The sequence below is a fragment of the Rhodopirellula bahusiensis genome (assembly GCF_002727185.1).
In the GTDB taxonomy this organism is placed as follows: domain Bacteria; phylum Planctomycetota; class Planctomycetia; order Pirellulales; family Pirellulaceae; genus Rhodopirellula; species Rhodopirellula bahusiensis.
The window spans coordinates 619,722-644,855 of sequence record NZ_NIZW01000002.1 but is presented as its reverse complement, the minus strand read 5'-3'; the positions used below and the strand labels follow the sequence as shown (position 1 = coordinate 644,855).

The 25,134-nt window shown below is 56.6% G+C and carries 19 protein-coding genes; 12 read left to right on the top strand and 7 right to left on the bottom strand.

The features are described from left to right. Positions 1-107: 107 nt before the first annotated feature. A complete protein-coding gene (locus CEE69_RS05195) occupies positions 108-3,863 on the top strand; it encodes a DUF4347 domain-containing protein (protein WP_099259626.1) in 3,756 nt (1,251 codons plus the stop codon). A gap of 57 nt (positions 3,864-3,920) precedes the next feature. Here CEE69_RS05195 and CEE69_RS33810 read toward each other — a convergent pair whose 3' ends face one another. Together CEE69_RS33810 and CEE69_RS05185 are read right to left on the bottom strand one after the other, a co-directional pair. Continuing rightward, positions 3,921-4,190, bottom strand: a complete 270-nt coding sequence (locus tag CEE69_RS33810) for a ParE family toxin-like protein (RefSeq protein ID WP_099259625.1) — start codon at positions 4,188-4,190, stop codon at positions 3,921-3,923. Then, positions 4,187-4,405 carry a hypothetical protein gene (locus CEE69_RS05185; protein WP_099259624.1) on the bottom strand — a complete coding sequence of 73 codons (219 nt, stop codon included), beginning with the start codon at positions 4,403-4,405 and terminating at the stop codon, positions 4,187-4,189. The genes CEE69_RS33810 and CEE69_RS05185 overlap by 4 nt, the downstream gene beginning before the upstream one ends. A gap of 220 nt (positions 4,406-4,625) precedes the next feature. Between CEE69_RS05185 and CEE69_RS05180 the strand changes: the two genes are divergently transcribed. The 3 genes from CEE69_RS05180 (at position 4,626) to CEE69_RS05170 (ending at position 7,195) form a co-directional block, all read left to right on the top strand. Then, complete coding sequence (locus CEE69_RS05180; RefSeq protein ID WP_099259623.1) at positions 4,626-5,831, top strand: hypothetical protein; 1,206 nt, start codon at positions 4,626-4,628, stop codon at positions 5,829-5,831. Positions 5,832-5,906: 75 nt separating this feature from the next. Then, positions 5,907-6,953, top strand: coding sequence for an endonuclease/exonuclease/phosphatase family protein (locus CEE69_RS05175; RefSeq protein WP_099259732.1), 1,047 nt, complete (start codon positions 5,907-5,909; stop codon positions 6,951-6,953). Further along, positions 6,950-7,195 carry an RNA-binding S4 domain-containing protein gene (locus tag CEE69_RS05170; RefSeq protein WP_099259622.1) on the top strand — a complete coding sequence of 82 codons (246 nt, stop codon included), beginning with the start codon at positions 6,950-6,952 and terminating at the stop codon, positions 7,193-7,195. Before CEE69_RS05175 ends, CEE69_RS05170 begins: the two co-directional genes overlap by 4 nt. 15 nt (positions 7,196-7,210) lie before the next feature. Here CEE69_RS05170 and CEE69_RS05165 read toward each other — a convergent pair whose 3' ends face one another. Further along, positions 7,211-7,954 (bottom strand): DUF726 domain-containing protein, encoded by a 744-nt coding sequence (locus CEE69_RS05165; protein ID WP_099259621.1) that lies wholly within the window; start codon positions 7,952-7,954, stop codon positions 7,211-7,213. Positions 7,955-8,275: 321 nt separating this feature from the next. On the opposite strand from CEE69_RS05165, the gene CEE69_RS05160 reads away from it, so the two are divergent. The 3 genes from CEE69_RS05160 (at position 8,276) to CEE69_RS05150 (ending at position 12,785) form a co-directional block, all read left to right on the top strand. Continuing rightward, entirely contained in the window at positions 8,276-10,039 is a 1,764-nt protein-coding gene (locus CEE69_RS05160) for an Hsp70 family protein (RefSeq protein WP_099259620.1), read from the top strand. 251 nt (positions 10,040-10,290) lie between these two features. Then, positions 10,291-10,968 (top strand): hypothetical protein, encoded by a 678-nt coding sequence (locus tag CEE69_RS05155; RefSeq protein ID WP_233214783.1) that lies wholly within the window; start codon positions 10,291-10,293, stop codon positions 10,966-10,968. A 104-nt stretch (positions 10,969-11,072) separates the two neighbouring features. Next, positions 11,073-12,785 (top strand): J domain-containing protein, encoded by a 1,713-nt coding sequence (locus CEE69_RS05150; protein WP_099259618.1) that lies wholly within the window; start codon positions 11,073-11,075, stop codon positions 12,783-12,785. A 210-nt stretch (positions 12,786-12,995) separates the two neighbouring features. On the opposite strand, the gene CEE69_RS05145 is transcribed toward CEE69_RS05150, so the two are convergent. After that, on the bottom strand, positions 12,996-13,277 hold the full coding sequence (locus tag CEE69_RS05145) for a hypothetical protein (protein WP_099259617.1): 282 nt from the start codon (positions 13,275-13,277) through the stop codon (positions 12,996-12,998). Beyond that, complete coding sequence (locus CEE69_RS05140; protein ID WP_233214782.1) at positions 13,274-14,434, bottom strand: Gfo/Idh/MocA family protein; 1,161 nt, start codon at positions 14,432-14,434, stop codon at positions 13,274-13,276. The genes CEE69_RS05145 and CEE69_RS05140 overlap by 4 nt, the downstream gene beginning before the upstream one ends. A 266-nt stretch (positions 14,435-14,700) precedes the next feature. On the opposite strand from CEE69_RS05140, the gene CEE69_RS05130 reads away from it, so the two are divergent. Continuing rightward, positions 14,701-15,225: a hypothetical protein gene (locus CEE69_RS05130; protein ID WP_099259614.1), complete on the top strand. Its 525-nt coding sequence runs from the start codon at positions 14,701-14,703 to the stop codon at positions 15,223-15,225. Positions 15,226-15,356: 131 nt separating this feature from the next. Further along, complete coding sequence (locus CEE69_RS05125) at positions 15,357-16,484, top strand: transglutaminase-like domain-containing protein (RefSeq protein WP_099259731.1); 1,128 nt, start codon at positions 15,357-15,359, stop codon at positions 16,482-16,484. Positions 16,485-16,523: 39 nt separating this feature from the next. Here the strand turns inward: CEE69_RS05125 and CEE69_RS05120 are convergent, their stop codons facing one another. Beyond that, the gene (locus tag CEE69_RS05120; protein WP_233214774.1) at positions 16,524-17,585 is read right to left on the bottom strand and encodes a hypothetical protein; all 1,062 of its coding nucleotides are present in this window, start codon (positions 17,583-17,585) and stop codon (positions 16,524-16,526) included. Positions 17,586-18,183: 598 nt separating this feature from the next. Here CEE69_RS05120 and CEE69_RS05110 point away from each other — a divergent pair. Together CEE69_RS05110 and CEE69_RS05105 are read left to right on the top strand one after the other, a co-directional pair. Further along, positions 18,184-19,908, top strand: coding sequence for a purine-cytosine permease family protein (locus CEE69_RS05110; protein WP_099259612.1), 1,725 nt, complete (start codon positions 18,184-18,186; stop codon positions 19,906-19,908). Positions 19,909-19,926: 18 nt separating this feature from the next. Further along, positions 19,927-21,420, top strand: coding sequence for a mannitol dehydrogenase family protein (locus tag CEE69_RS05105; protein ID WP_099259611.1), 1,494 nt, complete (start codon positions 19,927-19,929; stop codon positions 21,418-21,420). An 89-nt stretch (positions 21,421-21,509) separates the two neighbouring features. Here CEE69_RS05105 and CEE69_RS05100 read toward each other — a convergent pair whose 3' ends face one another. Beyond that, positions 21,510-23,528: a dockerin type I domain-containing protein gene (locus tag CEE69_RS05100; protein ID WP_099259610.1), complete on the bottom strand. Its 2,019-nt coding sequence runs from the start codon at positions 23,526-23,528 to the stop codon at positions 21,510-21,512. 504 nt (positions 23,529-24,032) lie between these two features. On the opposite strand from CEE69_RS05100, the gene CEE69_RS05095 reads away from it, so the two are divergent. Continuing rightward, positions 24,033-24,905 (top strand): SHOCT domain-containing protein, encoded by an 873-nt coding sequence (locus CEE69_RS05095; RefSeq protein ID WP_233214767.1) that lies wholly within the window; start codon positions 24,033-24,035, stop codon positions 24,903-24,905. Positions 24,906-25,134 lie beyond the last annotated feature (229 nt).

The following is a 25,134-nucleotide window of genomic DNA, read 5'->3' as shown; positions in this document are numbered from 1 at the left end:
TCGGTTGTGTCGGTAGGTATGCTTGGAACACCACCCCTCTGCAGAGCCGCACTGTGACGATTGTGCCAGAGAGGTGCTGGTAATCCAACGTGCCCGGACTCCGCCTGATGACTCGATTTCAATCCAAACGCCAACCTTCGTTCGCCCAGCCTGAATGGTCGATCGAACCGCTTGAACCACGTCTGATGCTCGCGGGAGACACCGGTGCCGAAGTGGCTGCCGCCGCGACATCCGGCTCAGCGGAATCGAACTCGGCCGCTCCCGATTCCGGTGCAATTGATTCCTCGGTCTTAAACGCATCCACCACCGAAATCGCGTTCATTGATGGTGACGTCGAGCAATCGGAACAGCTGACCAAGTTGATGCGCGGCGGCGTCGAGATTGTGCTGCTCGACCGTGCGACTTCCGCGATCGATCAAATGACCGCGGTTTTGAGCAGCCGCACAAACGTCCGCGCGGTGCATGTCGTCTCGCATGGCGAGGCTGGCGCACTGCAATTGGCTGGTCAACGCGTCGATGCGATGACGATCCAACAGCATTCCGGTCAACTCCAACGTTGGCAGGACTCTCTGACCAACAATGCGGACATTCTGCTCTATGGGTGCAACACAGCCGGAAGCTTAGCCGGACGAGACCTGATCACAACGCTCGCGAGATTGACATCAGCCGACGTCGCAGCTTCCGATGACGCGACCGGACATGCTACCCGCGGCGGCGATTGGGACTTGGAGTTTGAAGTCGGCAATATCGAAAGTTTGCTGCTGGCGAGCGTCGACCGTTTGCAACACATCGAGATGGTGTTGCCGATTTCCCTGCGTGCCGCGGGCACGACGGGGTCCGAGCAAATGCAGTTGGAAGTCAATGGAGAGGTCGTCCAAACCTGGAACGACATCGGTGGCAACGTTTCCACGCGGCAGTTCCAGACGTTCACCTACAACGGTGCGGCTGACGCGACGGCGGACGATGTGCGAGTTGTCTTCACGAACGATTTGTACCAACCCGAACAAGGCATCGATCGAAACTTGGTCGTCGACTCCATCACCGTCAACGGCGTCACGGTTGAATCCGAAAACGCGAACACGTTCGGCACAGGAACATGGCGAGAAGAAGACGGCGTCGCACCGGGTTTCCGACGCAGCGAGTGGATTCACAGCAACGGCTACTTCCAATATGCCGCACCGTCGTCCACCAGTTCGATTTCCGTTTACGCCGCGGGAGCTGAAAACACCGAAACGATTGAACTATGGATCGGTGGCGAACATGCACAGACCTGGCAGAACATCGGTGGGGACATCGACACAGGAGACTTTGTCAAACTGGATTTCGAAGCCGACGAGACGGTCGACATCTCACAGATTCAAATTCGCTTCACCAATGATTTGTACCAAGCCAACGGAGCGGTCGATCGCAACGTTCGAATTGACCGAGTCGAGCTGGACGGGACTTCCTATCAAACCGAAGCCGAGACGGTTTACTCCACCGGCACTTGGCAAGAAGACGGCCTGACCCCCGGGTTCAAACAGTCCGAGTGGCTGCATGCGAATGGGTACTTCCAATACGGAACGACGTCGACCAGTCCCGGCACCGTCTCGTTGGAAACCAGCAACGTGGCCGTCGATGAAGATGCGGGAACGGCTTTGATTCGTGTCGTCCGAACTGGCGGCAGCGATGGCATCGCAACGGTTGATTACGACACGTTCGCTGGAACGGCAAGCGAAGGAGTCGACTACACGCGTCAAACGGGAACACTCACCTTTGCCGATGGAGTCACCGAGCAAACAATTGCAGTTTCGATCCTGGACGATGCTCTGTTGGAAACGAATGAGACCTTCAACATCACGATCGACAACGTGCAAGGAGGAGCCAATTTGCTGGTGCCCCGAACCGCGACGGTATCGATCGTCGACGACGAAGTCAGCCTACCTGACTACGCCAATTTCACCGATGTCTCTGGCCTGACTCTCAACGGAACGGCTCGCCAAACCGGCAACACGTTGGAGCTCACTCAAGCTCTCAACGATCAAGCCGGCAGTGCGTTCTACTCGACCGCGGTCAACTTGGCCGACGATGGTTCCTTCCGCACCTCGTTCGCGTTTCGAGCGATGAATGGTGCAGGCACTGACGGAGCCGACGGGCTGACTTTCACCATCCAAAACGATCCACGCGGTGCCGCTGCGATTGGCGGGTCGGGCGAGGAACTCGGCTACCAAGACATCACGAACTCGGTCGCCATCGAATTTGACACCTATCGAAACAGCCTGGACCTGAACGACAACCACGTTTCGATTCTGACTGGCTCGGTTTATTCGAACGTGCGTACTGCGGTTCCAGATCTGGACCTCAACAACGGAAGCCCACGCTATGCCTGGGTCGAATACAACGGAACCAGCAACGTGTTGGCGGTCTATCTTTCCGATGACGCGACCAAGCCCACGCACGCCTTGATGAAAGCCACCGTCGATTTGCAATCACAGGTGGGAGAGGCCGGGTTCGTGGGCTTCACCGCGGGCACTGGGGGACTCGATAACTCGCATCGCATTCTGAACTGGTCGGTCGATCAAACCGCTCCGTCACTGGATCCGCCCGTCGTTGGCGGCGACGAAGTCCTCAGCACCACAATCGCCTCGCAGCTCAGTCTGCCTACCGCGATCGACTGGCTTCCCGACGGAACGATGTTGGTTTCAGAACAAGGCGGAGTTGTCAAAACCGTTCAGGGCGGCGCGGTTGCTACCGATCCATTCATTGACATCTCGGGAATCGTCAATGGAACTCGCGACCGCGGATTGCTGGACATCGCCGTTCATCCCGATTTCGCAAACAATCCGTACGTCTATCTGCTCTTCACCTACGACCCGCCCGAGGTCAATCAGTACAGCAACGGATCGTTGGCCGGTCCCGATGGAAAAGGCAACCGCGCGGGCCGTCTGATCCGTGTGACCGCCGATGTCGCCAACAACTACCAAACCGCGGTTGCGGGCAGCGAAGTCGTTCTGCTGGGCAGCAATAGCACGTGGGAGAACTTCAATGGCGAGGCCAATAGCACGTTCAACTTCACGGAAGCTCCCGCCGGCGAGAATCCTGATGGAACGTACATCAACGACTTCATCAACAGCGACAGCGAATCGCACACGATCGGGGCTCTCGCGTTTGGGATCAACGGTGAGTTGTTCGTCTCCATCGGTGACGGTGCCAGCTACAACCGCGTCGACGTGCGAGCCGACCGGGTGCAAGACATCGACAGTTTGTCAGGCAAGGTGCTGCGAATCGATCCGCTGACCGGCGATGGTTTGTCGGACAATCCGTTCTACAACGGCGATCCTGATGCGAACCGATCGAAGGTCTACCAATTGGGACTTCGCAATCCGTTCCGTATGTCCGTTGATCCCGTCACAGGACGCTTGTTCGTTGGTGACGTTGGATGGACGAAATGGGAAGAGATCAACTCCGCCGGCCCGGGTGCGAACTTTGGTTGGCCGTTCTATGAAGGCGGCAGCGGAACCAGCTTGGTCAATCCGGGTTACGCCAGCACGCCTGAGGGAGTTGCTTTCTTCGCCGAGAACGTCGTCGTGACATCCTCGCAGTACGGTTTGAATCACCAGGCCGATGGCATCAATGCGATCGTGATGGGTGATGTCTACCGAGGTACCTTGTACGGCGACGACTACACCGGCGATGTGTTCTTCAACGACCTCGGCCAGGGGATTGTTCGGCACGGAGACGTTGATGCAACCGGAGCGATCACCAACGTCCAAACTTTCACAACCGGTGCCGGCGCCGTGGTCGCGATCAGCCAGGGCCCCGACGGAGCACTTTACTACGTCGACCTCGACGACGGTTTGGTCGGCCGCTGGGAAATCGTCTGACCCGGACCATCGCGTTCCAGATCAAACAGTTCGCGACCACTACGCTAGCCACCAGCTTCAGCCAACGGATAGAAGCTTGTCATAGTCGGAATGAGATCCGATCCAGAACCAAGTGGCATTGCCGCTTTCGATGACACATACCGCGCGATAGTCCAATGTAATTCGTGCTGACCAGATGTTGTCGTGCCCGACGATTGGTTTGAACCGAAGCCCCGGATGCGACGGGTTCAGGAGGAATTGGCGATATGCCTCTCGCGTCTGCTGTTGGATATGCCGCGGCAGAGCGGCGAAACAGTCTCGGAACCGTCGCGTTGTAAACGAGTTCAAAGCTCATCCGGTACGAGCGGAACTGCATCCCCTGATTCCTTTTCTTGCAACGCCTCGGCTGCAAGCGATGTTAGCAACGCCGAGGAACTGCCGAATGACTCGTCCCATCGTCGGTCGTCCTCGATCTGAGCAAGCAGCCACTTCGCGAGGGCATCTTGTTCCTGAGGTGGCAACTTGGAAGCGTTTTGAAACGCCTTTTCCAGCAAATCTGTCATGTGTTTCTCCCCTGGCAATTGTACCTTTGGATAGCTTCACCGGCAAATTCGCCAGATCAATCAAGCTCTGGAAATTCAACGCAATTTGCGACACACATCGCGAGCGAAAGCAGTCGACAAACGGCTCGTCAGATCTCCTCACCGTTGACATTTGAGCCCTGCTGCGTCACGTTCGGGGACGCTCAATCCCCGATAATCCCCGCCTCAAAGCCCATTTTCCGTGTCGCTCGATCCTCAACTGCTCACGCGTCTCAGCACCGATCCTGCCAAACGCATCGACGAAGTCATCGCCCACTACCGGCGTGAACGTCAGCCGGTCGAACTGTTCGAAGCACTCAAGATGAAAAGCCGGCTGGCTCATGGTCTGCCGATGATCGCGGATCCTGACGAACCGCTGGCACCCGCCAAGACGGACGCGGAAAAACAACGCGAACGGGCTCTCGAAGAAGACCTGCTCGACGCGTGTCGCCAAGCCGGTGCGATGCTGATCCAGGACGGCCGCATCGCGGAAGGATGGATGTATCTGCGTCCGACCGGCGACACCGAATTGGCCAAGCGGTTACTCGAGGACGTCGAGATCGATGACGACAACTACGACGAGATGACTCAGGTGCTGCTGCACGAAAGCATCGACCTTCGTCGTGGTTACAACGCTGTGCTGAAACACCAGGGCACGTGCAACAGCATCACGCTCTACGACCAAGCCATCGCGACACGTTCGCGAGGCGATCGCCAAATTGCAGCGGAGTGCTTGCTGACATCGTTCTACAACGAACTTCTGTCACTCGTTCGCGACGACTTTCGAAACCGCGGCTCCGAAAACGGCGTCTCGGCCGAAACCATCGAAGAGGATGCCGCGAATCTGAATCTCGGTGAATTGATTGCCAAGCACAAATGGATTCTCGGTGGCGGTGGCTATCACCTCGACACAACTCACTTGTCGTCAACCGTCCGTTTCGCGACCGTGATTGATGATCGCGAAATGATCGATCAAGCGTTGCAGCTTTGCCAGTACGGTCGCCGGTTGCCCTCCGACTTCCAGTACCCCGGCGAAGAACCCTTCGTCGACTTCTATCCCGCTCACTCGGCGTTCTTTTCAGCGTTGTTGGGACAAAGCGTCGACACGTCCCTGCGAATGTTTGAGCAGAAGGCTCGCACAGTCGACGTCAACGTTGCCGGTGCGGGAGCCATCGAGACCTACATTGACTTGCTCGATCGAGTAGGCCGTCCCGCCGAAGCCCTCCGCGCCGCGATCGAGTTGTTCCCGGACGACGTTCCGGTTCAACGAGTCTTGCCCGAGTTATTGGCGATGGCCCGTCGAGCCAAGCAGGCCGGCGACACATCCGGGCTGGAAGCGTTGGAGCAATTCTGCTTTGAACGAGCCGACTTGCTCGCCGTCGCAGCCATCGCGGCAGAAAAAGCTTGATCGTCGGAATCGCTCGTGAAACTTTTCTGCGCAAACCAAAGCCGAACGCACCACTCATCATCGACGAATGACATCATGCGATTGATCCACTTGCTCGCCACGGCCGGGCTGATTGTTGGTGCCACGGGATCTCACGCCGACGCACAGGAGCCAACCGAGTTCAGCGTGATGACTTGGAACTTGGAATGGTTCTTCGACGATCAACCGGCGGACAACCCGAGTGAACTCGGGCGTGAAAAGACTGCTCCCAGCCGCGAACAATGGGATTGGCGACGCGACCGAGTTGCCGCGGCGATCGCGAACGTGCAGCCAACGGTGGTGGCATTGCAGGAAATCGAGAGTCAGAACGTCATGTATTTTCTGACTCGAGCGATCGATCGCAATCACGGCCTGAAGTACGACGACTACGTGATCAAAGGCGAAGACTTTTACACCGAGCAAGACGTCGCGTTCTTGGCGACCACGACAACCGGCGTGCAATCGATCTCTCGTGGAATCGTCACGCCATCGATGAAGTCACGTGGGTACGCGTCAGTGTCCAAACATCTGTTCGCCGTCGTCGAAATACCAGTCAACGGCAACGTCGAATTGCTGGTGATCGCGAATTGTCACCTTCGCGCGATGGCCGAAAAAGGCGAACTGCGAGCCCGGCAAGCACGCACGCTCAGCCTATGGCTCGAAAGACTGGTCGCCGGGGTCAAGGCATCGCAACCGAACCCGGATCAACCGGTTCACGTCATTGTCACCGGAGACTTCAACACGGAAGAGTTGGCCGGTCAGATCTCCCCGGACTCGGACCTCGCCGTTTTGATTTCGCGAGGCACTGACGATCCCTCCGACGATTTGGTTGACTTACACGATCAAATTCCCGCCGCAGACCGAACGACACATTTGCTGCCCGGTCGGCAATTCGACCGCATTCTCGTTTCGCGCGACTTGGTCATCGACACACCTGGCGTCGCCGACCTATCGCTTCGCGATGTCACGGTTCGAAACGATTTGAACTTCGGCGGCAAACAAGACACCCAAGACGAACACTGGAACAGCTACTGGGACATCCCTGATGACCAGCGTGACATCAGTGACCACAATCCCGTCCTCGCACGATTCCAGATTCAATGAGCGATTCATCAACGCAGCCCAACACACCGGTCCCAATGGTTCGACTGGATGACTTTCTCAAACGAGAGGGGTTGGTTGGAACGGGCGGCGAAGCCAAAGTCCTGATCCAGGCCGGCGAAGTGATCGTAAACGGCGAGGTCGACACACGTCGTCGCAAACAGTTGCACGACGGGGACGTGGTCACATTCAACGGCGAAGACTTCCCGGTCGATGTGGCTTCACTCGGCGATCCACCGATGTGATCCGGGCGTGCGATCTCAAACGACTGCGTATTGCCCGAATCGATTCCAGTAACCGCTGTGGTGTCCCCAAAGATTGAACTGGTTGGGCAACTCAAGACACAGATCGTGATTCATCAATCGATCGCTCAGCTTTTCGCAAACGATCGCCCCGGTTCCGACCACGCGATCGATCACGGGAGCCATGTTCAGAATCCGGTCCCTTGGCGAATACAAATTGATCAATCGTCCGCGGAACGCGTCGGCTTGCAAATTCCAATTCAGCCGCGATGTCATCCCGCCCATCAACAGCAGGTCATCGACCCGGCATTCTCGTTCGGCCAATTTCTCCAGTGCCGATCGAATCACGACGGTTCCCAGCGAGTGCCCAACCAAATGCAAAGGGCGTTTTCCTACACCGGGAAGTTCCAAAATTTTGTCGGCCAAGCGAATGCCGTCTCGGCGTGCGCAGTAATACCGATGGCGAAAGCTCGCCGCTCCGATCACCGCAGCGGTTCCGATGCCGCCGGCCAACGCTCCGACGCCCAACAGGGCTCGACCGCCGTGGATGGCTGGCACAGCTGCCCGAGCACCGCGAGCGATCACGCCCATTGACGCACCAGCTTCCGACCACGACCCGGCGGCCCACAGCACACTGTAGGTGGATCCCCTCAATTCGGCAGCACGGATCAAATCGGCGTTTGGTCGAGCACGATAGCCGGCAACCACAACGTGGATCGGCCCGCGACTCGATTCTTCGATCGGATCAATGCGTACTGCCATCTACAATTCTATGAACGAGACAAGAAATCGCTCTTCGCATTCGGTGCGAATCAGCCCTACCAAAGTACCCGATTTGGGACACTGGACGCAAAGCGATTTTTGCGTCCCAATTCATCGGCGTCTCATCTTGCCAGTGAAATTCATCGTTCCTTTCCGCAACTCGCTCGATCCCGACGGGTTGCTCTTCCGCAGTCCGCCCTCACTCGCTAAATCCAGCGGTTGCAACGGATGCACGGCGGCCCGCAGAATCACTAGACTATCACCGCCCGAAACCGCATCTGCCCGCCGCGATCACCCTCTCTCGAAAACCGTCCTCGATTCATGCCTGAATTTGGATCCGATTCGTCTTTCCCAACCGAAGAACCGGTGTGCATCGGAATCGATCTGGGCACCACGCATTCGCTGGTCAGCGTTTTTCGCGACGGCAAGCCCGAACTGATTCCAAATGCCCACGGTGACAAGCTCACCCCGTCCATTGTTGGCGTGTTGCAAGACGGTCAAATCGTTGTCGGTTCCGCTGCGAGAGAACTTCGCGTCACCGCGCCCGAACGATGTGCGTGGGTATTCAAACGCTACATGGGCCAAGAACGCAAACTCAAACTGGGCGACAAGGAGTTCACGCCTCACGAGTTGAGCAGCTTGGTCTTGCAGTCACTTCGTGACGACGCCGCCGCGCACTTGAACACCGAGATCACCGACGCCGTGATCACCGTCCCCGCGTACTTCAATGATCACCAGCGCACGGCAACACGCTTGGCCGGCGAGATGGCGGGCCTGAACGTTCGCCGGATGATCAACGAACCCACCGCCGCGGCGCTCGTGTATGGCTTTCACGCTCGCGAAGAAGAAAAGAATCTGTGCGTCATCGACCTCGGCGGAGGCACGTTCGACGTGACGGTCATGGAAGTCTTCGAAGGCACGCTCGAAATCCGAGCCACCGCCGGCGAGAGCATGCTGGGCGGCGAAGACTTCACCGACCGAATGGTGTCCGCGGTTTTGGTTGGCGAAGACACACAACTCGAACTGGCGGAGTTGCAGCAACCTCTGCGTGTATCTCGATTGCGAGGCGAATGCGAAAAAGCCAAACGTTTGCTGTCCAAGGAAGAAAGCTGCAAGATCCGGCTTCCCGATCAAGACGGCAACTTCGCGGAGAAACCGAAAACATATCGGCTCACCCGAGCTGAATTTTCACGCATGTGCGATCCGTTGATGCAGCGGATCGCCGGACCGATCGCCAGGGCTCTTCGAGATGCCGAACTGGATCCCAAAGACATCGACGATGTGATCTTGGTCGGCGGTTCAACGCGAATGCCGGTGCTGCGGGACTTCGTGATCGACTACTTCGGCAAACCACCGATCATTGATCACGATCCCGATGAAGTCGTTGCGTTGGGCGCTGCTGTGCAAGCAGCTCTGATCGGTCAAGACGCCGCGGTCGATGACATGGTGATGACCGACGTCTGCCCGTTCACACTGGGAGTCGAAGTCGTCAAAGAGTTCGGCGGGCACATGCAGGACGGTTACTTCAAACCCGTTTTGCATCGAAATTGCACGATCCCAGTTTCCCGCGAAGAAGTCTTCAGCACCGTTTCGGCAAACCAAACCAACGTGACGCTGAGAGTCTTCCAAGGTGATGCCCGCAAGGTCGCCGACAATACGGCTCTCGGACAATTGGAAGTCAAAGGTTTGCCGCCCGGTCCGTCCGGCAGCCCCATCTACGTCCGATTCACCTATGACTTGTCCGGCGTCTTGGAAGTCGAAGCCTACACGCCGGGAGGCGAACGTTTCCGCACGGTCCTGACTAGCCATGTTCGCCAACTATCGCCCGCCCAAATCGAAGAAGCCAAACGCCGGATCGATGAACTGAAGTTCTATCCCCGCGACGACCTGGACAATCAGAAGCTGGCACGTTTCGCAGAACGCATGCTTGGCGAATTGCACCCGTCCCAACGTCAACAGCTCGACGAAGCTCTGGACTACTACGAAGACGCAATGGCGCGAGCCGATCGCGAACACTTTGCCAATGCCAAGGACACGTTGCTGATGGTGCTGTCGTCGTTGGGTTTCGATCATGAAGAAAACTGAGGAACCATTCGGAAACAACTTCGGGATCTAAAAGGTAGCGGAAGGGCGCGAGCCCTCCGGTGACACACCGGGCGGCTCGCGCCGCTCTGCTACAACCGAACTCGATTCCGAACGGTTCCTAAGGATGCGTGAATCGGCACCAAAGTCGTGCGGTAGGTTGAATCAAGGAACTGCAAACACGTTCCGACTAAAAAACATCCAAATGACATGCACCAAATTGATTTCCGCAACCATCAACCCAGCCGCCGATTGTGACTGATTCGCCCGCTAAAACTTATTTGCGATCCATGCTGGAAATCAATCCGGTTTGGCAATCGGGATCCGCGTTGCAACTGCGTCGGCAGACACTGAAACTGTCCAATCACGATCGGCGGCAATCTGGCACCGATTCGGATTCGGTCGACGACATGATGTCCAAGCACCAAAATCGTGCGAAGGCTCGAGAGTCAGTTGCTCACCTGCAAAAGCAGTTCTTTCATCTGTCGGATGAGGAACTGACCATGGGGCTGGCCAACCTAAACGCGGACGACGTTCCCGAACTCGCCCCCACGATCCGCCGCTTGAAAACCGCCGCCGACGAACGCAATTCGTTTGTGACGATGCTGGCCGACAAAAAGTATGACCGCGAATTGGTGATCGCACTCGGCAAATCGGTTGTGTTGCCACCATCCGATGCCGGCTACGTTCGCGAAAAGTTCATCCAAAACCTGACGACGAAGAACAGTCGCAAACGAGCCCGTGAAACTTCACTGAAGATTCAAAAGGCATATCCCAATCTGTTCCAATTGGAACGTGACTGGTTGACCACACTGCAGGACCGCAAAGCATCGGGCCCCATGAGCAGCGGCACGTCACTGCTCAGCTTCAGGGTCCTGTTCTTTGGCACCTTGATCGCCTACCAAATTGCCAAGCTCTTTCTACGAGACTGAGCCATCGCGGCTTCTCCAGCCGAGATGTTTTTTTCTGAGGCATCTCTCGCCGGCGACCACATCAACGCATCGCAACCCTCTGACACTTTCGCCGACCATCGTTCATGTCTGACCCCGCGTGGCACCATCTTCCGCACGACCCGCGATCGTTCTTCGATCTAGCGGAAGACTTTGACCGTCGTGATCTGAAGCGTGCCTATGGCAAACTGATTCGTCAGTTCAAACCGGAAACGCATCCGCAAGAGTTCCAGCGAATCCGAGCGGCTTACGAACAACTCGAGAACGCTGAACGATACGGCCGAAGCCAAACAGAAAGCCAAAACGCCGCCGATGCGTGGAAGTCCGGCGCGGCATCCGAGCCACAACCCAAATCCGACACCAGCCCCAGCGAAATCCCCGATACAAGCGGCGGTCGCCCAGCACCGATACGTCCCGCCGCTCCGGTCTCTCCAGTCGATGAAGCCATCGCGAAACCTCGCGAGTCATACGTCCGACTTTCACAGAAGCATTCTCGAACGCCGCTGGAGTATTACATCCTGGCGGTGCTCAGCGATCTGCTGGTGAAACCATCGGAGAAGAACCCGAAGCAGCGACCTCAGTTTCTGCAGTGGCTTCTTGATGGACTGCAGGAACATCCACAGGAACCCGGGCTGATCTCGTTGGTCGCCGGCACGCTTCGCGGCGATGTCCCTGACGATCAAATCGTGACGCTGCTGCCAAGAATTGCGAAGGCGATTCGTTCGTCGATGTTCTACCGATTGACCGAACCACTTTGGGAACGACTGCTGATCGATCAGCCGTTTGAGGTTTTCGAGCGACTGATCCAAGAATGCGAAAGCCATCTGCGTCAGGGTGATCCGCGAGCCCGTTTGGCGTTCTATCTCCGAATCTTGAGAACCGCGATTTGGACCGCTCCCCCGGAGTGGACGCAGTCGCACCTCGAAACGTTGTCTGCCCAGGCTGCTGACTTGGACGATTCGATGCAGAACGACTTGGAGTTCGTCGAGCTTTTGCACAGCTACCTTTCGTCGACCAAACCGTCCGAGTCCGCCCTGCCCGCACGCGCGACGATGGAGTCATTCCTGCGAACGTATTGCACCGGCGATGGTCCCGTGGCGACGGCGGAGATGGCACGTTGCTTGGACGAGATCGCACGCGACTCACACGGTGTACAAGCTTCTTTTCCGATCAACCAAGACAGCGACGATCACTCGCTGTTTTTGCTGATGATGATGGCGACGTCGGATTTGGCGGAGACCACTGGCGTCATCGCACCCTCGCCGGACGAGCAAAAGAACAATCGACAAGCCGTCTCGTGTTTGCGTGATCTCAAAAGCACCCTAGAGGACATCGGCAATCGCGTTTCTTGGATGGACTCGACCTACAAGTGGCTCCCCTTCGCGGGGATATTTTTGCTCTACGGTTTCGTGTTGTCGTTCACCTGGGCCATGAGCTTGGTCGTCTTCGATCAACTGCTCACTTCATCGAACGGAAGCGTGATCAGTGTGCTGATCTTGATCGGTGGTCTCATCGCTTTTCCGATCTTCTACTTTCGGTGGTTTTTCCCGAAGTACCTTGCGGAACGAGCTGAGAACGCACGCCAGAAGTACTTTGCAACGTGCTACACCAAACGGTGGCGTGGTCGCTTGTTTCGCTACGTGCAATCTTGCGGAGAATCACCCAGCGAATCGTTGACCCGGCTGAACGAGGCCGCTGCCTTCCACGATGACACCAACTGGATGAACCTCGTCCTTGGCTTCTGCCACGGCGACCTCGGACTGCTGATCTTCGCGCGCGCCCAATTGTTTGTAGGGTAGGGGAGTGGGAAAGTAGATCAGGATCACAGGGCCACAGACACCGCCGTAGCCGGATTCGCCAGAATTCGGATGCCCGCGTCAAATCCAACCCGTAGCGTGAGCAAGGATCGCTCCGCACCGCCCGAACAAATCAGCCGCCGAGCGTTAGCTCACGGTTCGCAACCACCGAACGCGAACTCAATCGCGGCGGACGTCCGGTGGGAACCGGACCTACAGGTGCAATGGCAAGAACCGCTTCACTTCGCCGGGACCTTTCTCGGCCGGCGGGTCCAACCATGGGACCTCTTCTTCGCGTTCCATGTGTTCAGCGATCCGAGCTCGCACTTCGCGAACGATCGTCGACAGCACATCGCGTTCACTTGCCCCTTCGGTCTCGACGCCGTCCAGATTCGCGACGCGACCTTGCGCGCGGCCGGATTCAGTGCGACTGACATACACCACGCATCCAAACGCGGGCTGATCCTTCTTGCTCGTGGTTGGCAAATCGGTCATGGCATCTCCCTCAAATCCATCCGTCTTCCTTCTCGTAAACTCACTCGTGCCGCTTTCAAAATCGCTGCGGCATTGAACGCGTCTTCCAAACCGCTCAAGTTGCGAACCAAACTCGTCACCGCACGATGAAATTGCCCCAGCATCTTTTCGCCGACCGGTGATTCGCCTTCCAAGAACTCCTGGTGACGTCCGGCGTCATCAAACCAAACCAACGTGCCCGGCAAGTCAACAAACGCGACTCCATTTTCGCAACACACCTGCATCGCCGCGGGAGGTCGAAACCCGATTGCTTCTTGCCACTGCGCGGGGATGTAACTGCCGCAGCTGACTTGAGCGGTCACGCCTCGACGCTCAGGCGTTCGCCGACGACTTTCCATTGAGCTTCCGTTCGACGCCGAAGTGTGTGACCCGCCGGGAACTTGCCCACGTCCCGATTGGGCGGACCCCGCGTCTTCGAACAGCATGCTGAGAGCCTGGTAGTCGGCCGCCTCCTCAGGAGAATGATTCGCCGACGTCACGCTGACCGGACGTTCGCCCACGACGTAGCAACACCAATCGATTAATTGCATCAGTTCGGTGCGAGTCATCCGGGCACGAATCTCTTCCGGATCGACTCGCGAATCGTCGCCCAAGTTGCCTTCGACGCCTCGCCGGGTGATCTGATCGCGGCGTTTCAACGGAGCGTCTTCCAAACACAATCGTTTGTGACAGAAAATCAATCGCGGCGGCCCCAGGTGCGTTGCAATCAGCTCCTTCAATCGCAACGTTGCAGGAGCAAACCGGCGGGGCAATCCGGCCATGAACGCCACCCCGGAATCCTGCACGCAAGATTTAAAATCGCGATCGCGAATTGGATCAAAATCCAGGTCGCTGGCCCAATAGACCGCTTTGCCGGCCCGGCACGCCGCGGTGGCGGGATGAAACCGAAGCCAAGAATTCTCGAGCACCAAGACGGCATCGATGTCGTCCCGCGTCACCAACGCTTGGTAGCCGTCGACCGGGTCCGCCTGAAACTCCGAGACTGCCGATTCAGCCAACTTTGACACGTTGCAATAAATCGCACGAACATCGAATCGATCTCCCAGCATCCTCAGCGCCGGCCGGTGCATGGACTGCCATTGATCGCCCAATCCGATCAATCCAATTCGCAATTTCACTCGAGTTCCCTTCGCAGTTCGCCTGGATTGTTCATTGGTGCACAATCTAGCAGATTCGCCAGCGATGCGTACGTGGACTCCCATTGCGCCCGGCACGGAAACGGCGAAACCCGAGGGTCTGTTCGCTGGCGGTCGCCAGCCACTTGAAACCAGCGGACTTCGGGCGGGCAAAAACTCCCGCGAGAACGTGTAACAAACGATGGGGCGGTCCGCTGTGTTGTGTGTTGACCAATTCGTACCGCCCAACACCAGCACGGACCAGACCCATGCGTCATTTCTGCCTGACCGCCGTATTCAGCGTTTGTTTCCTGTCCACCGCGAGCGCTCAGTACCCATCCTATGTCGAGCACACACCCCCGGGCCCTCCTCCAATTCGAAAGACCGACAAAGGGATCCTGGAAGCCGAATGGCTCGAAGCGATCGCGATGACCGACTACGAGGTTTGGATCGCGGAAGACACCTCTCAGAAAGTCCAATACGAAGTCTTCTTGAAAAGCGAAGACGGTTGGCACAACGTTGGCGAAGCAGTCGGCGGAATGAACGTGCAACGACGCTTCTTTGACTCCCGAGAAGAGGCGGAGTTCTTTGCATTGCTGCAGATGGCATTGAACCCATCGAACTTGGACTTCCGGATCAAGTCTCATGTGCCTGACATGACGTGGCAGTACGTCGACACTTTCGATAGCAACGCCGAAGCCGAAGAATTTCTAAACGGGTTGCTGGATCTGATCGGCGACAATTTCGTTGGCGACATCCGCAAGGTCACCGTCCTACCAAGGTCGCTTCAGTAGTTCTCTGTACACTGATTCGACGTTTGCAAAATGCGGTCGAAGGAATGGACTGGTATGCTTGGCAATCATCTTTTCGCCCCGGGTTCTACAAATTCGCCCCGGGCGACAGCACCAAAGCGAAACACCATCCGATGTCATACGCCAACTATCTGTCGGTCACGACGCTTATCTTTGCCTTCGCCGTCACACCCTGGGCTGGTGCGATTGCCCAAGACAAGACGCCGAATCAGCAGAGCGAAGAAGTTGCGGCCTTGCCTGAGATTCCTAGCGGTCTCAACTCGGGCTTCTCAATCGTGCGAACGCCTGCCAAACGAGTCACGGCGACGATCACGTTCGATGTTGAGACACCTTCCCTGGTCGCCGACACTTGGATCTTTGCGATGCCGCAGCCGCCGGATTTGCCGTGCCAAAAACTGGTGCGCGGAAGCACGACACCAGACAGCGAAAACATTGCTGACAAGTCCGTTTTCCAACGAACGATCCGACGATGCCGAATCGAGGTGAAGGATGACACTCAGCTTAGCGCAGCCGGGTTCCGTTGCGATGATGAGCTTCAGTTATTCGCTCGATCGCTGACCTACAATCGACGAAACACATCGGCGGAGAACGCTGTCGAACCGCTTTCAATCCAAGACCGCCAAAACTTCTTGCGGACGACCCCGGAATACGACTACCGTTCCGATGAGTTCCAGGAATGGAAAGCGAAGAATCGTTTCCAACGAAAAAGAACCGAAGGCGAAGTACGCTTCGCTCAACGAGTGTTCCAAAAGCTGGCTCACACGTTTCGATACTCGTACGTCGCAACAGAAGACCGGACGGCGTCGCTGCTTTGCCAGTCGAATGCTACCGACTGCGGCGGACTGTCGACACTGTTCGCCACCGTCATGCGAAGTGAAGGTGTGCCGGCCCGAATTTTGTCTGGCCGTTGGGCAATCTCAGCGACTCCCGGTGAAACCATCAACGACCAACCGTACTACCAGTACCACGTCATAGCAGAGTTCTTCGCCCAGGATGTGGGTTGGATTCCCGTCGACACCTCATCGGCGATCATTCACGATCGCACCAAAACCAAGTTGCAATACTTTGGCGAGTCGTCAGCCGAGTTCATCACTTATCACGTGGATCCCGGAGTCGAATTCGACTCCGATCTGTTCGGTGACTACCGTGCCGCTTATTTCCAAATCCCGTTGATGTGGGTGAGCGGCACAGGCACTCTCGAAGGCTTCCGGCACCAAGAATCTTGGACCGTCAAACCCTGACGCCGCGGCTACGGCGTCGACCTTGTCGGATCAACCACATCAATAGCGGAAGATCATGTCGATCGTGACTCGGTCTTCCAGAACGTCTTTGAAAGCCGTCAAAGGAAACTCGTAGGCAACACCGGCTTCGACGTTTCCGCTCGGTTTGAACTTCATACCGACGTTGTGCGTGACCAAGTCATTGCCTTCGACATCGGTCGAACCCAGGTTGAGCAAGTCTTGTCCGGAGACGCCCAGAGCCAAACCGTTCTCGGCCTCATCCACCCAGTGCCACCAAGAGTTCTCAGTGAACAAGTAGACTCGGTCGGTCAGCTTCACGTCGAAGTGGTTGTTCCAGTGAACCGTCGTGCTTTGAACGGATTGGTCAACCGGCAATTGCCATCCGAACGAGCTGAGCACGTGAGCGTTTCCATCGAGCAGTCGTTGCCCACCGGTCGCGAAAAAGTGGAACTCGCCATCTCCAACTGCCTGGGCGGCTTGTTCGCTGCCCAATGGAATCTCATATGTAAAACCACCCGAGAGCAACGTTCCGGACTGGGTGTCGCGAATCAGGTTGTATTTGAGACCGGCGGAAACATCTGCCCAACCGGAATCCAGCACCAATGAGTCCAGCGAACCTTCGCTGTTATCCAGAATGTAGCCGTCTTTCACAGCGATCAAGCTGAGACGTTCGGTCAACGCGACGCGAAATTGCAACGCGAAGAGTTGAACGGAACCACCAGCCGAAATGTTCGCCGGTCCCAACGTCGCGGGGAACTGATGCGTCACAAAGATCGGACGCAACTCGGTCAAGTTCCGCGGGTCCTCGAAGTGCACAAAGTCGATCATCGGGCTGATGAAATCATCGAAGCAATGATCGCTCGGTCGTAGATGCTGCTTCAGTTTGGCCAAGCAACCCGCCGCCTTGCAACCGCGGCATCCAACCGAGTCACAGCAAGAATCGCAACCGCCTGAGTCACAACCAAAGTCGTCACAAACCACTTCGTCGCATCCGACCAAACCCAGTGGATCGCAACCACAAGAGTCGCCCGCTGATGCAAACGATGCTGAACAAAACCCGATGACGACGGCCAGCAACGACGACTTCCAAAAACGACTCACGATCCATCTCCCGCGTTAGAGGCACGATCGACGGCCGATTCACTGCGTCGGCCGACTCAATCCTGGTGCCCAATTCTCTCATATGGAACGCATCGGACCGTGCCGGATCTCAATGTCGATTCGCAGAGAAACCGCGTCACAGTTTGTCTGAGCATCACAAACCGAAGATCCGGTTCCACTGAATGGCCGTAGTGTGCGAGACCGTCACAGTTTACGAATTGACGCGTGCCAATGTGCTACAGATCACAGCATCAGCCATCGTGCGTGCCACATCGACCAACCGTCACGCTCAAAAAAAGCAGCGTTCGCATCCCGCAAATCCCGCTCATCCCTCATGAAGAGACCGGCAACTTTGCGGCGACGGGGGTTTGTGATCACACCGGTGCGAAATCGAGATTCGAATCCGGCTCGGGCCACTAACCAAAATCAAAAAGCTATGTTAGCAATAGTGACGGGGATTCTCCCCTTTCCCCCATGCTAACTGTTGGGAAGCTGGCAATCGGATTGCCTTTTTTCAAAACCCGATCAGCTCACCCCCTCTCGAGAGAAGGCTGGAATCGGCTGAATCGAACCACTTTTAACCGCGAAGCAATTGCAGATGACCGAATCCAGCCGACAGGCAATTGCCCAAATGAAACAAGAGCAGTTGCCGGTTCCAAGCCATCGGCTGCATAGCTGGCCGCACTTCGTGGGGCTGTACGCCGGCGAGCATGTTGCGGCGACCGAATTCGTGATTGGTGCGACGTTCGTCGCCATGGGCGCGTCGACCAGCGACATTCTGATCGGTCTGCTGATCGGCAACATCCTGGCGATTCTCAGCTGGACGCTGATCACCACGCCGATCGCCGTGCAGACTCGTTTGAGCCTCTACACGTACCTGGAAAAGATCGCTGGCGACTCGATGACCCGGCTCTACAACTGGGCGAACGTTCTGATCTTCACCGTGATCTCGGCAGCGATGATCACCGTGTCTTGCACCGCCGTTCGATTGCTGTTCGACATACCGCCGCAACTGGAATGGTACCCAACCGACGCCCTGTTCGTGGGCGTGGTTGTCGCGGTCGGGATGATCGTGGTGCTCGTCGCAATGTATGGCTTCAACGCCGTCGCAGAATTCTCGGGTCTGTGTGGTCCATGGCTGGTCGTGATGTTCGTCAGCGGAGCGTTGGTGCTGTTTCCCGCTTTGGCCGAATCGGTGCTGGGGAAGACAACGCTATCGGGCTTTCAAGACTTTTTGGTCATCGGCGACCATTCGATTTGGACCGGAACCAATGCGGACGGAGAACCGGGCATTGGTTTGTGGGAGGTCGCCGGTTTCGCTTGGGCAGCCAACACGATCACTCACTTTGGCTTGATCGACATGGCGTTGTTGCGATACGCGAAAAAGTCGATCTACGGATTGTGCACCAGTGCCGGGATGCTGTTTGGTCACTACATCGCCTGGATCGCGTCGGGCATCATGGGCGCCGGGGCCGCCGTGCTATTGAAGTCAACGATTGTGGAACTTGATCCCGGCGACGTCGCCTACCGAGCCCTTGGGATGTCCGGTTACGTGATCGTCATCGTCGCGGGTTGGACGACGGCAAACGCCAACCTGTATCGCGCCGGACTGGCCGCACAAGCGATCTTCCACAATCGATCTCGCAAGATGGTCACTTTCACCGTCGGCTGCGTGACGGTCGCCGTCGCTTGTTTCCCGTTTGTCTTTCGGCAAATCCTTCCGCTACTTACCTACGCTGGATTGTTGGTCGTTCCCATCGGAGCAATCGTTTTCGCGGAACATGTCGTGTTCCCACGGATTGGATTCACTCGGTACTGGGCGAAGTTCCGGAACCTGCCGCACAGCACACCAGCGATCGCATCATGGATCGCGGGTCTGATCTTCGGTTTTGGTTTGAATGCGATGCAGGTCATGTCGTTCTACTACCTGTTCGTGCCGACCTGGGCGTTCACCATTCTGCTGTACACGTATTTGGCAAAACTCTACGGGGCCGCGGAGTCTTATCCGGAAGAGGAAGAGAAAGAGCGAATCCTGAACGAAGACATTCGCGAATTTCAACATGAGCAAGCATTGAAGGAAGGCGAACCCGTCGCCGACCCGACTCGCCAAACGTTGGTGCTTCGCTGGATTTCACGAGCTTGTTTGTCGTTCATTTTGTTGCTTGCCCTGAACGTGATGTTCCGAAGCCCTGACCTGCAAACCTACACTTCGAACCGCGACCTGTTCTACACTTGGGCATTCGTGTTCACGATCTCGTATTTCGCGACCGCATACTGGGTTCTGCATCGCTACAAAACCCTCAATCCACAGCACGACAATTAGACCAACGGTCGGAACATCATGACGAATCAAATGCGAGCTTTGAACGAAGCCAACCTGTCGCAACTGCCCGCTGAACTTTCGCCGCCTCAGTACGACCGCAGTCGATTGAACCCCAGAATCGTGCACGTGGGAGTAGGGGGCTTTCATCGTTCTCACGAGGCTTACTACACCGACGAGCTTTTGCGTTCAGACGCTTCGTGCGATTGGGGAATCTGCGGCGTCGGTCTGCGATCCGCGGACGAGAAGATCGCTGCCGTTTTGAAAGAACAAGACTACCTTTACACGTTGATCATTCGGCATCCAAACGGAACCGTCGAAAGCCGTGTGATCGGTTCCATCATGGACTTCTTGCTGGGGTACGACGATCCCGAATCCGTGATCGAGCAAATGGCCAGTCCGGAAACTCAGATCGTTTCACTGACCATCACCGAAGGCGGCTACAACCTGGATGCAACCACGGGCGATTTCAATTGGAATCACCCCGACGCTCAACACGATCTTGAAAACCCAACCAAGCCGAAGATGGTGTTTGGCTTTCTGACCGAAGCCCTCAAACGGCGACGCGATCGCAAACTTCCCGCGTTCACGATCCAGTCGTGCGATAACATCCAGCACAACGGCGACCTGACTCGCAAAACCGTGCTCGGCTTCGCTCGGAAACAAGATCCTGAGTTGGCAACTTGGATCGAATCCAACGTGTGCTTTCCCAACGCGATGGTCGACCGAATCACTCCCGTCACCACCGACGAAGATATCGACTACTTGGCCGAAGAGCATCAACTCCAGGACCAATGGCCCGTCACTTGCGAACCGTTTTGTCAGTGGGTGGTGGAAGACGAATTCTCTGCGGGTCGTCCCTCATGGGAATCCGTCGGCGCTCAATTTGTTCCTGACGTCGTTCCCTACGAAAAGATGAAGCTTCGCCTTCTCAACGCCGGGCATTCCGTGCTGGGAATTTTGGGATCGATCCATGGCCACCGAACCATCGACGGCTGCGTGTCGGACCCGTTGTTTGCATCCTACCTTCGCCAGTTCATGGACGTCGAAGTGACGCCAGTCTTGGATCAAGTCGATGGCATTGACTTGGAGGCATACAAAGACACGTTGCTTGAGCGGTTCGGAAACCCCAACATCAAAGACGCTCTCTCACGCATTTGCCTGGAGAGTTCCAGCAAACTGCCCGTCTTTTTGATTCCGACCATCCAAGACAATTTGGCTCGTGGTGGCAGCATCCAATTTGCAACGCTGGTCATTGCGGCGTGGTGTTTCTACAGCGACAAGCGGACCGACGAAGACGGCAACCCGCTAGAAATCACCGACGCCTTGAAAACTCAGCTTCATGACGCGGCGGAGGCAACTCGCAAGGATCCGTTGTCATTCCTCGAAGTCACCGAGGTGTTCGGTGACCTGATCGAGAACCAAACGTTCACGAAGCAATACGTTTCGATGGTGGAAACGCTCTATGAAACCACGGACGTCGCCTCGATGATGCAGCGTTTGCTAAGGAACTAGCAAAGTCACGGCTTGATGATCCGAATTGCCGCCGACCAGTCGCAGGGATCAATCGATGATCCCCGCGAACTTTGGTTCTGTTGCGGCTATCAAATCAAACGGTTTTGCGAAAACACCTGATCAATCGCAGCTAGACGTTCGTCCTCGTCCGACCGACGGTTCATATCGTCTCGCGAACTCGAGTCATTCCCAGTGTTGCCCCGATTGCCATCGGAATTGCGTCCGTCGTCCATCGTTGCAAGCTTGTCGTCGTCGATCTCCTCGCCGCTCGAATCATCCGGTGTCGCCACGGCGAACTCGGATGCGACCGAAGCGGCAATGGACTGGCCGACTTCCTGACCGACCAGATCGTCGAAGTCAAAGTGGATGCCCAGATAGACCCGGCTGCGTCCATTCTCCGCCATCGCTTCACTGAACGAGTCGAACGTTCGCTCGGCATCGTCCAGATCCAGCCCATACGCTTCTTGCAAGTCGGGATCATCGAGCAGGATTTCGAGTTCTTCCGAGGCAACTGTGAACGAAATATCGTCGGTGCCATAGAATTCTTGTAGCGTGCCAAACAAGGCACCACCGAACGTGGCGTGTCCGGAGATGTAAGTTGGAAACTGAGGTGTGAAGCCAACGATGTCGTCGCCACCATCGGGTGCCCCGAGAGCGGTCCAATCTGCATCGCCTTCGGTCAGTGCGTTTCCGTCGGTGTCACCTTCCTGAATCGCGGTGACCGGCCGCCAGAACTCTTCTTCGAACTTGGTCGTCCAAGCGACAACGGCAGCATCCGCCATTGCAACCGAAGCCTGGGCGAACAACGCTGCGTTTTCTTCGAATGTGTTGCCTTCTTGAACCGCGACCGTTTCGAGAATGTCATTGAACAACGACAACGGTGTGCCCAATCCCTCTCGATCGTAAGCCCAGAAAATTCCCGCTTCGGTTTGATCCGCCGTGCGGGTCTCGCTGTCGACCGATCCCAACTCTTTCACTTCGTTGTAGGAATCCGCGTATTCCTCGCTGGTCAAATCCGGCGGTGATTCAGGCGTGAAAGCATCCACATCGGAAATCGCGAACGTGTCGACATCGCCCCAACCAGGTCCCCAAACAGGAACGTCCGGGTTGAGCGGATCAGATTGAAAGGACCCGACTTCATCGGTGTATTTGTATTCAACGAGTGCGTCAGAACCATCGTCCGCGCGGTTCGCCAACACCGTGCTGCCCACCTCTTCACCAACGATCAACCCAGCCTCCGTTTCCGAATCGTTGCTGTAAGTTTGCAACACGTCGGCGTAAAACGAATCGATCGTGTCCTGCTGGTCCGAATACAGCGAACTCAAGACAGAAAAGGCGGCACTCGAAGCGGCAGCTTGAGATGAGACGTCGCCCGACGAATCGGTCACTGATGAGTCGTAGTCGTAGAAAGCAATCTCTGAATCTCCCGAAGCAATCGCGACGGAGTCATAGATCGCGACGTTCAACATCGCCATCGCTCGAGACGCATAACCCGGGCTTTGAAAGTCTTCGCTGTTGGACGTCAACTCGTTGAACAAGTTGTTCCAATCCAAAACCGCATCGCCGGTTAGCTCAATCGCCGAATCCGCTTGATCGCCGGACGTCGTATCGTCGGTCGCTGTATCATCCGTCTCTGAATCGTTTGTTGTGGAATCGTCTTCCGTGGTGCCCCCAACGTCTGTGTCCCCAACATTCGAATCACCGGATTCCATGTCGGCATCGTCGTCCGCCCCATCGCCACGTCCTCCTTGATCGTTTTGTCCGTCCTGACCGCGATTCAAGCGATTGATCACCATCAACGCATCCAACGCGCTGTTGCGACCATCGTTGTTGACGTCGGTTCTTTGCCCGCGGCCGCCATCGTCGCTGGCTTCACCGGCCTGCTCGCGGTTCATTCGATTGATGATCGTCAAAGCGTCCAGCGCCGTGACTTGGTCATCCTCATTGACGTCCTCTGGCATCGCTTCGTTATGAAAGATGTTTGCCGCCAACAAATTTCGCGTTTCCAAGGATTCCGACCTCAGCTTTCGGCGAGTCGATTGGCGACGCTGCTTGCGAGAGCGAGCTGATTTCGAGGCCCCGATCAAACGATTCCAACGCAGTGGCATGACAATCCCCGTGCAGCACTTGAGAGAAGAAGAGAAGGCAGACATTCCGAATCGTTGCCGAAGGCGAACGACCGCACCCTGCCTTCCATCTAAGGACGGTCCCTGCGACCAAACGTCACACCTGGAACGCGGCTTTGTTGTTTACTGAGACACAATGCTTCCGCTGCGCAACTTTCTGCCGCGTTAACAAACGCATTCTTGTTGCGTTTGACACCTCTGCTTGTTGTTCTTCTGAGGTCCACCGGCACCAACCAGCGAAGCGCCCGGGGGACAATCACAGCCCCGGAGCCTCCGCCCTGCGACCCAAAACGGTTCGACGCCCCGATCGTGCCATGAAACGCCCGAACCGATCGAGTCATCCGGGCGTGGTCATCACAAAACTTTCGATGAAGAACGAACGACGCCGGAAAATGTGGCCCTAGGAAGTTTGGGGGAATTGGTTGACAATGATGGCGTAGAGTGTCTTACCAATCTGTTTCTATCAGTGTTTCCCGCGAGTCTCCCATGTTGCCACTTTCTTCGATGGGCCAGCAAATCGCCCAAACACTATCCAATCGTCATGGATTTTCCGTGGACGCGGTCAGCCACATGTTGACGGCGGTTTACAACGGCAACGGAAGCATGGCCCAATTCTCGCACCCGGAATTCGGTGGCTCGGGACAATGGATGGCCGGCGGAATGATGATGATTGGTGACATGTTCAATCAGAACTTGAAGTACCGCGTCTCATCTTTGTGTGACGACTGTGCTCGCTCGATCGCCGAAAACCAAACCGGAACGAGCAGCGGTGTCTTCCAGTCGCAAAGCCAAAGTGGTGGCTCAAACTATCAGGATCAACAAGCCGGCGGGGGCTCGGGCGAAAACAGCCTGTTCGCTCCTGACCCACGGCGCAATTGGTGGCCCCAAGAGCTCGGTTCGCCATCGGCAAGCGGATCGCAGAACCAAATGCGTTACGCGTACTTCGCCAACGCACAACGTTTGGCCGTTGCAACGGGCGATGACGTTTGGTTGTACGACACATTGCAACACAACATCGGCGGCTTCAGCCAACAACAGTCCGGTGATGGCTCGATCACGTTCACCAGCCAATTCGGAGTCGTCCCGCTGTCGTCGCTCCCGGTCGTCAGCCGAAACGGAGTCGAACAGACTTCGCAAATGGCACCGGCGCCCGAACCAGCACCCGCGACTCCTCCCGTGCAGCAAGAACCACACGCCCCGGCACAGCAGCCCACTGCTCCAGCGTCTGCCGCCGATGCGTCAGCGAATCCGAACGACGTGTTTGACACGCTCAATCGCCTCGGCGGATTGCTCGATAAAGGCTACATCACCCAAGAAGAATTCGACCGGAAGAAGTCCGACCTGCTCGACCGGATCTGAACAAACCAGCGCGCAACGAAGTGTGCCGACATCGCCCCGGAGGGGCCGACTTCCATAGCTCGGGGTGGAAGCCCCGAGAAAGAGGGCGACCAAGAAACGGCCGCCCCGGACGGGGCCGGCGTGAGGAATGTTGACGGTGTTGAGAGGCATGACGCGAACGGAGGGGAGTGAACTCGGTTGCAACATGGTTTGGCTGTTGTGCGCTGCCCAACGGAATAAGTGGGGACAA

Excerpts from the sequence above, each read along its gene's own strand:
- CEE69_RS05195 (WP_099259626.1), top strand. The coding sequence starts at position 108 with ATGACTCGATTTCAATCCAAACGCCAACCTTCGTTCGCCCAGCCTGAA.
- CEE69_RS05185 (WP_099259624.1), bottom strand. The coding sequence starts at position 4,405 with ATGACAGATTTGCTGGAAAAGGCGTTTCAAAACGCTTCCAAGTTGCCA.
- CEE69_RS05175 (WP_099259732.1), top strand. The coding sequence starts at position 5,907 with ATGCGATTGATCCACTTGCTCGCCACGGCCGGGCTGATTGTTGGTGCC.
- CEE69_RS05170 (WP_099259622.1), top strand. The coding sequence starts at position 6,950 with ATGAGCGATTCATCAACGCAGCCCAACACACCGGTCCCAATGGTTCGA.
- CEE69_RS05165 (WP_099259621.1), bottom strand. The coding sequence starts at position 7,954 with ATGGCAGTACGCATTGATCCGATCGAAGAATCGAGTCGCGGGCCGATC.
- CEE69_RS05160 (WP_099259620.1), top strand. The coding sequence starts at position 8,276 with ATGCCTGAATTTGGATCCGATTCGTCTTTCCCAACCGAAGAACCGGTG.
- CEE69_RS05150 (WP_099259618.1), top strand. The coding sequence starts at position 11,073 with ATGTCTGACCCCGCGTGGCACCATCTTCCGCACGACCCGCGATCGTTC.
- CEE69_RS05145 (WP_099259617.1), bottom strand. The coding sequence starts at position 13,277 with ATGACCGATTTGCCAACCACGAGCAAGAAGGATCAGCCCGCGTTTGGA.
- CEE69_RS05130 (WP_099259614.1), top strand. The coding sequence starts at position 14,701 with ATGCGTCATTTCTGCCTGACCGCCGTATTCAGCGTTTGTTTCCTGTCC.
- CEE69_RS05125 (WP_099259731.1), top strand. The coding sequence starts at position 15,357 with ATGTCATACGCCAACTATCTGTCGGTCACGACGCTTATCTTTGCCTTC.
- CEE69_RS05110 (WP_099259612.1), top strand. The coding sequence starts at position 18,184 with ATGACCGAATCCAGCCGACAGGCAATTGCCCAAATGAAACAAGAGCAG.
- CEE69_RS05105 (WP_099259611.1), top strand. The coding sequence starts at position 19,927 with ATGACGAATCAAATGCGAGCTTTGAACGAAGCCAACCTGTCGCAACTG.
- CEE69_RS05100 (WP_099259610.1), bottom strand. The coding sequence starts at position 23,528 with ATGCCACTGCGTTGGAATCGTTTGATCGGGGCCTCGAAATCAGCTCGC.
- CEE69_RS05095 (WP_233214767.1), top strand. The coding sequence starts at position 24,033 with ATGTTGCCACTTTCTTCGATGGGCCAGCAAATCGCCCAAACACTATCC.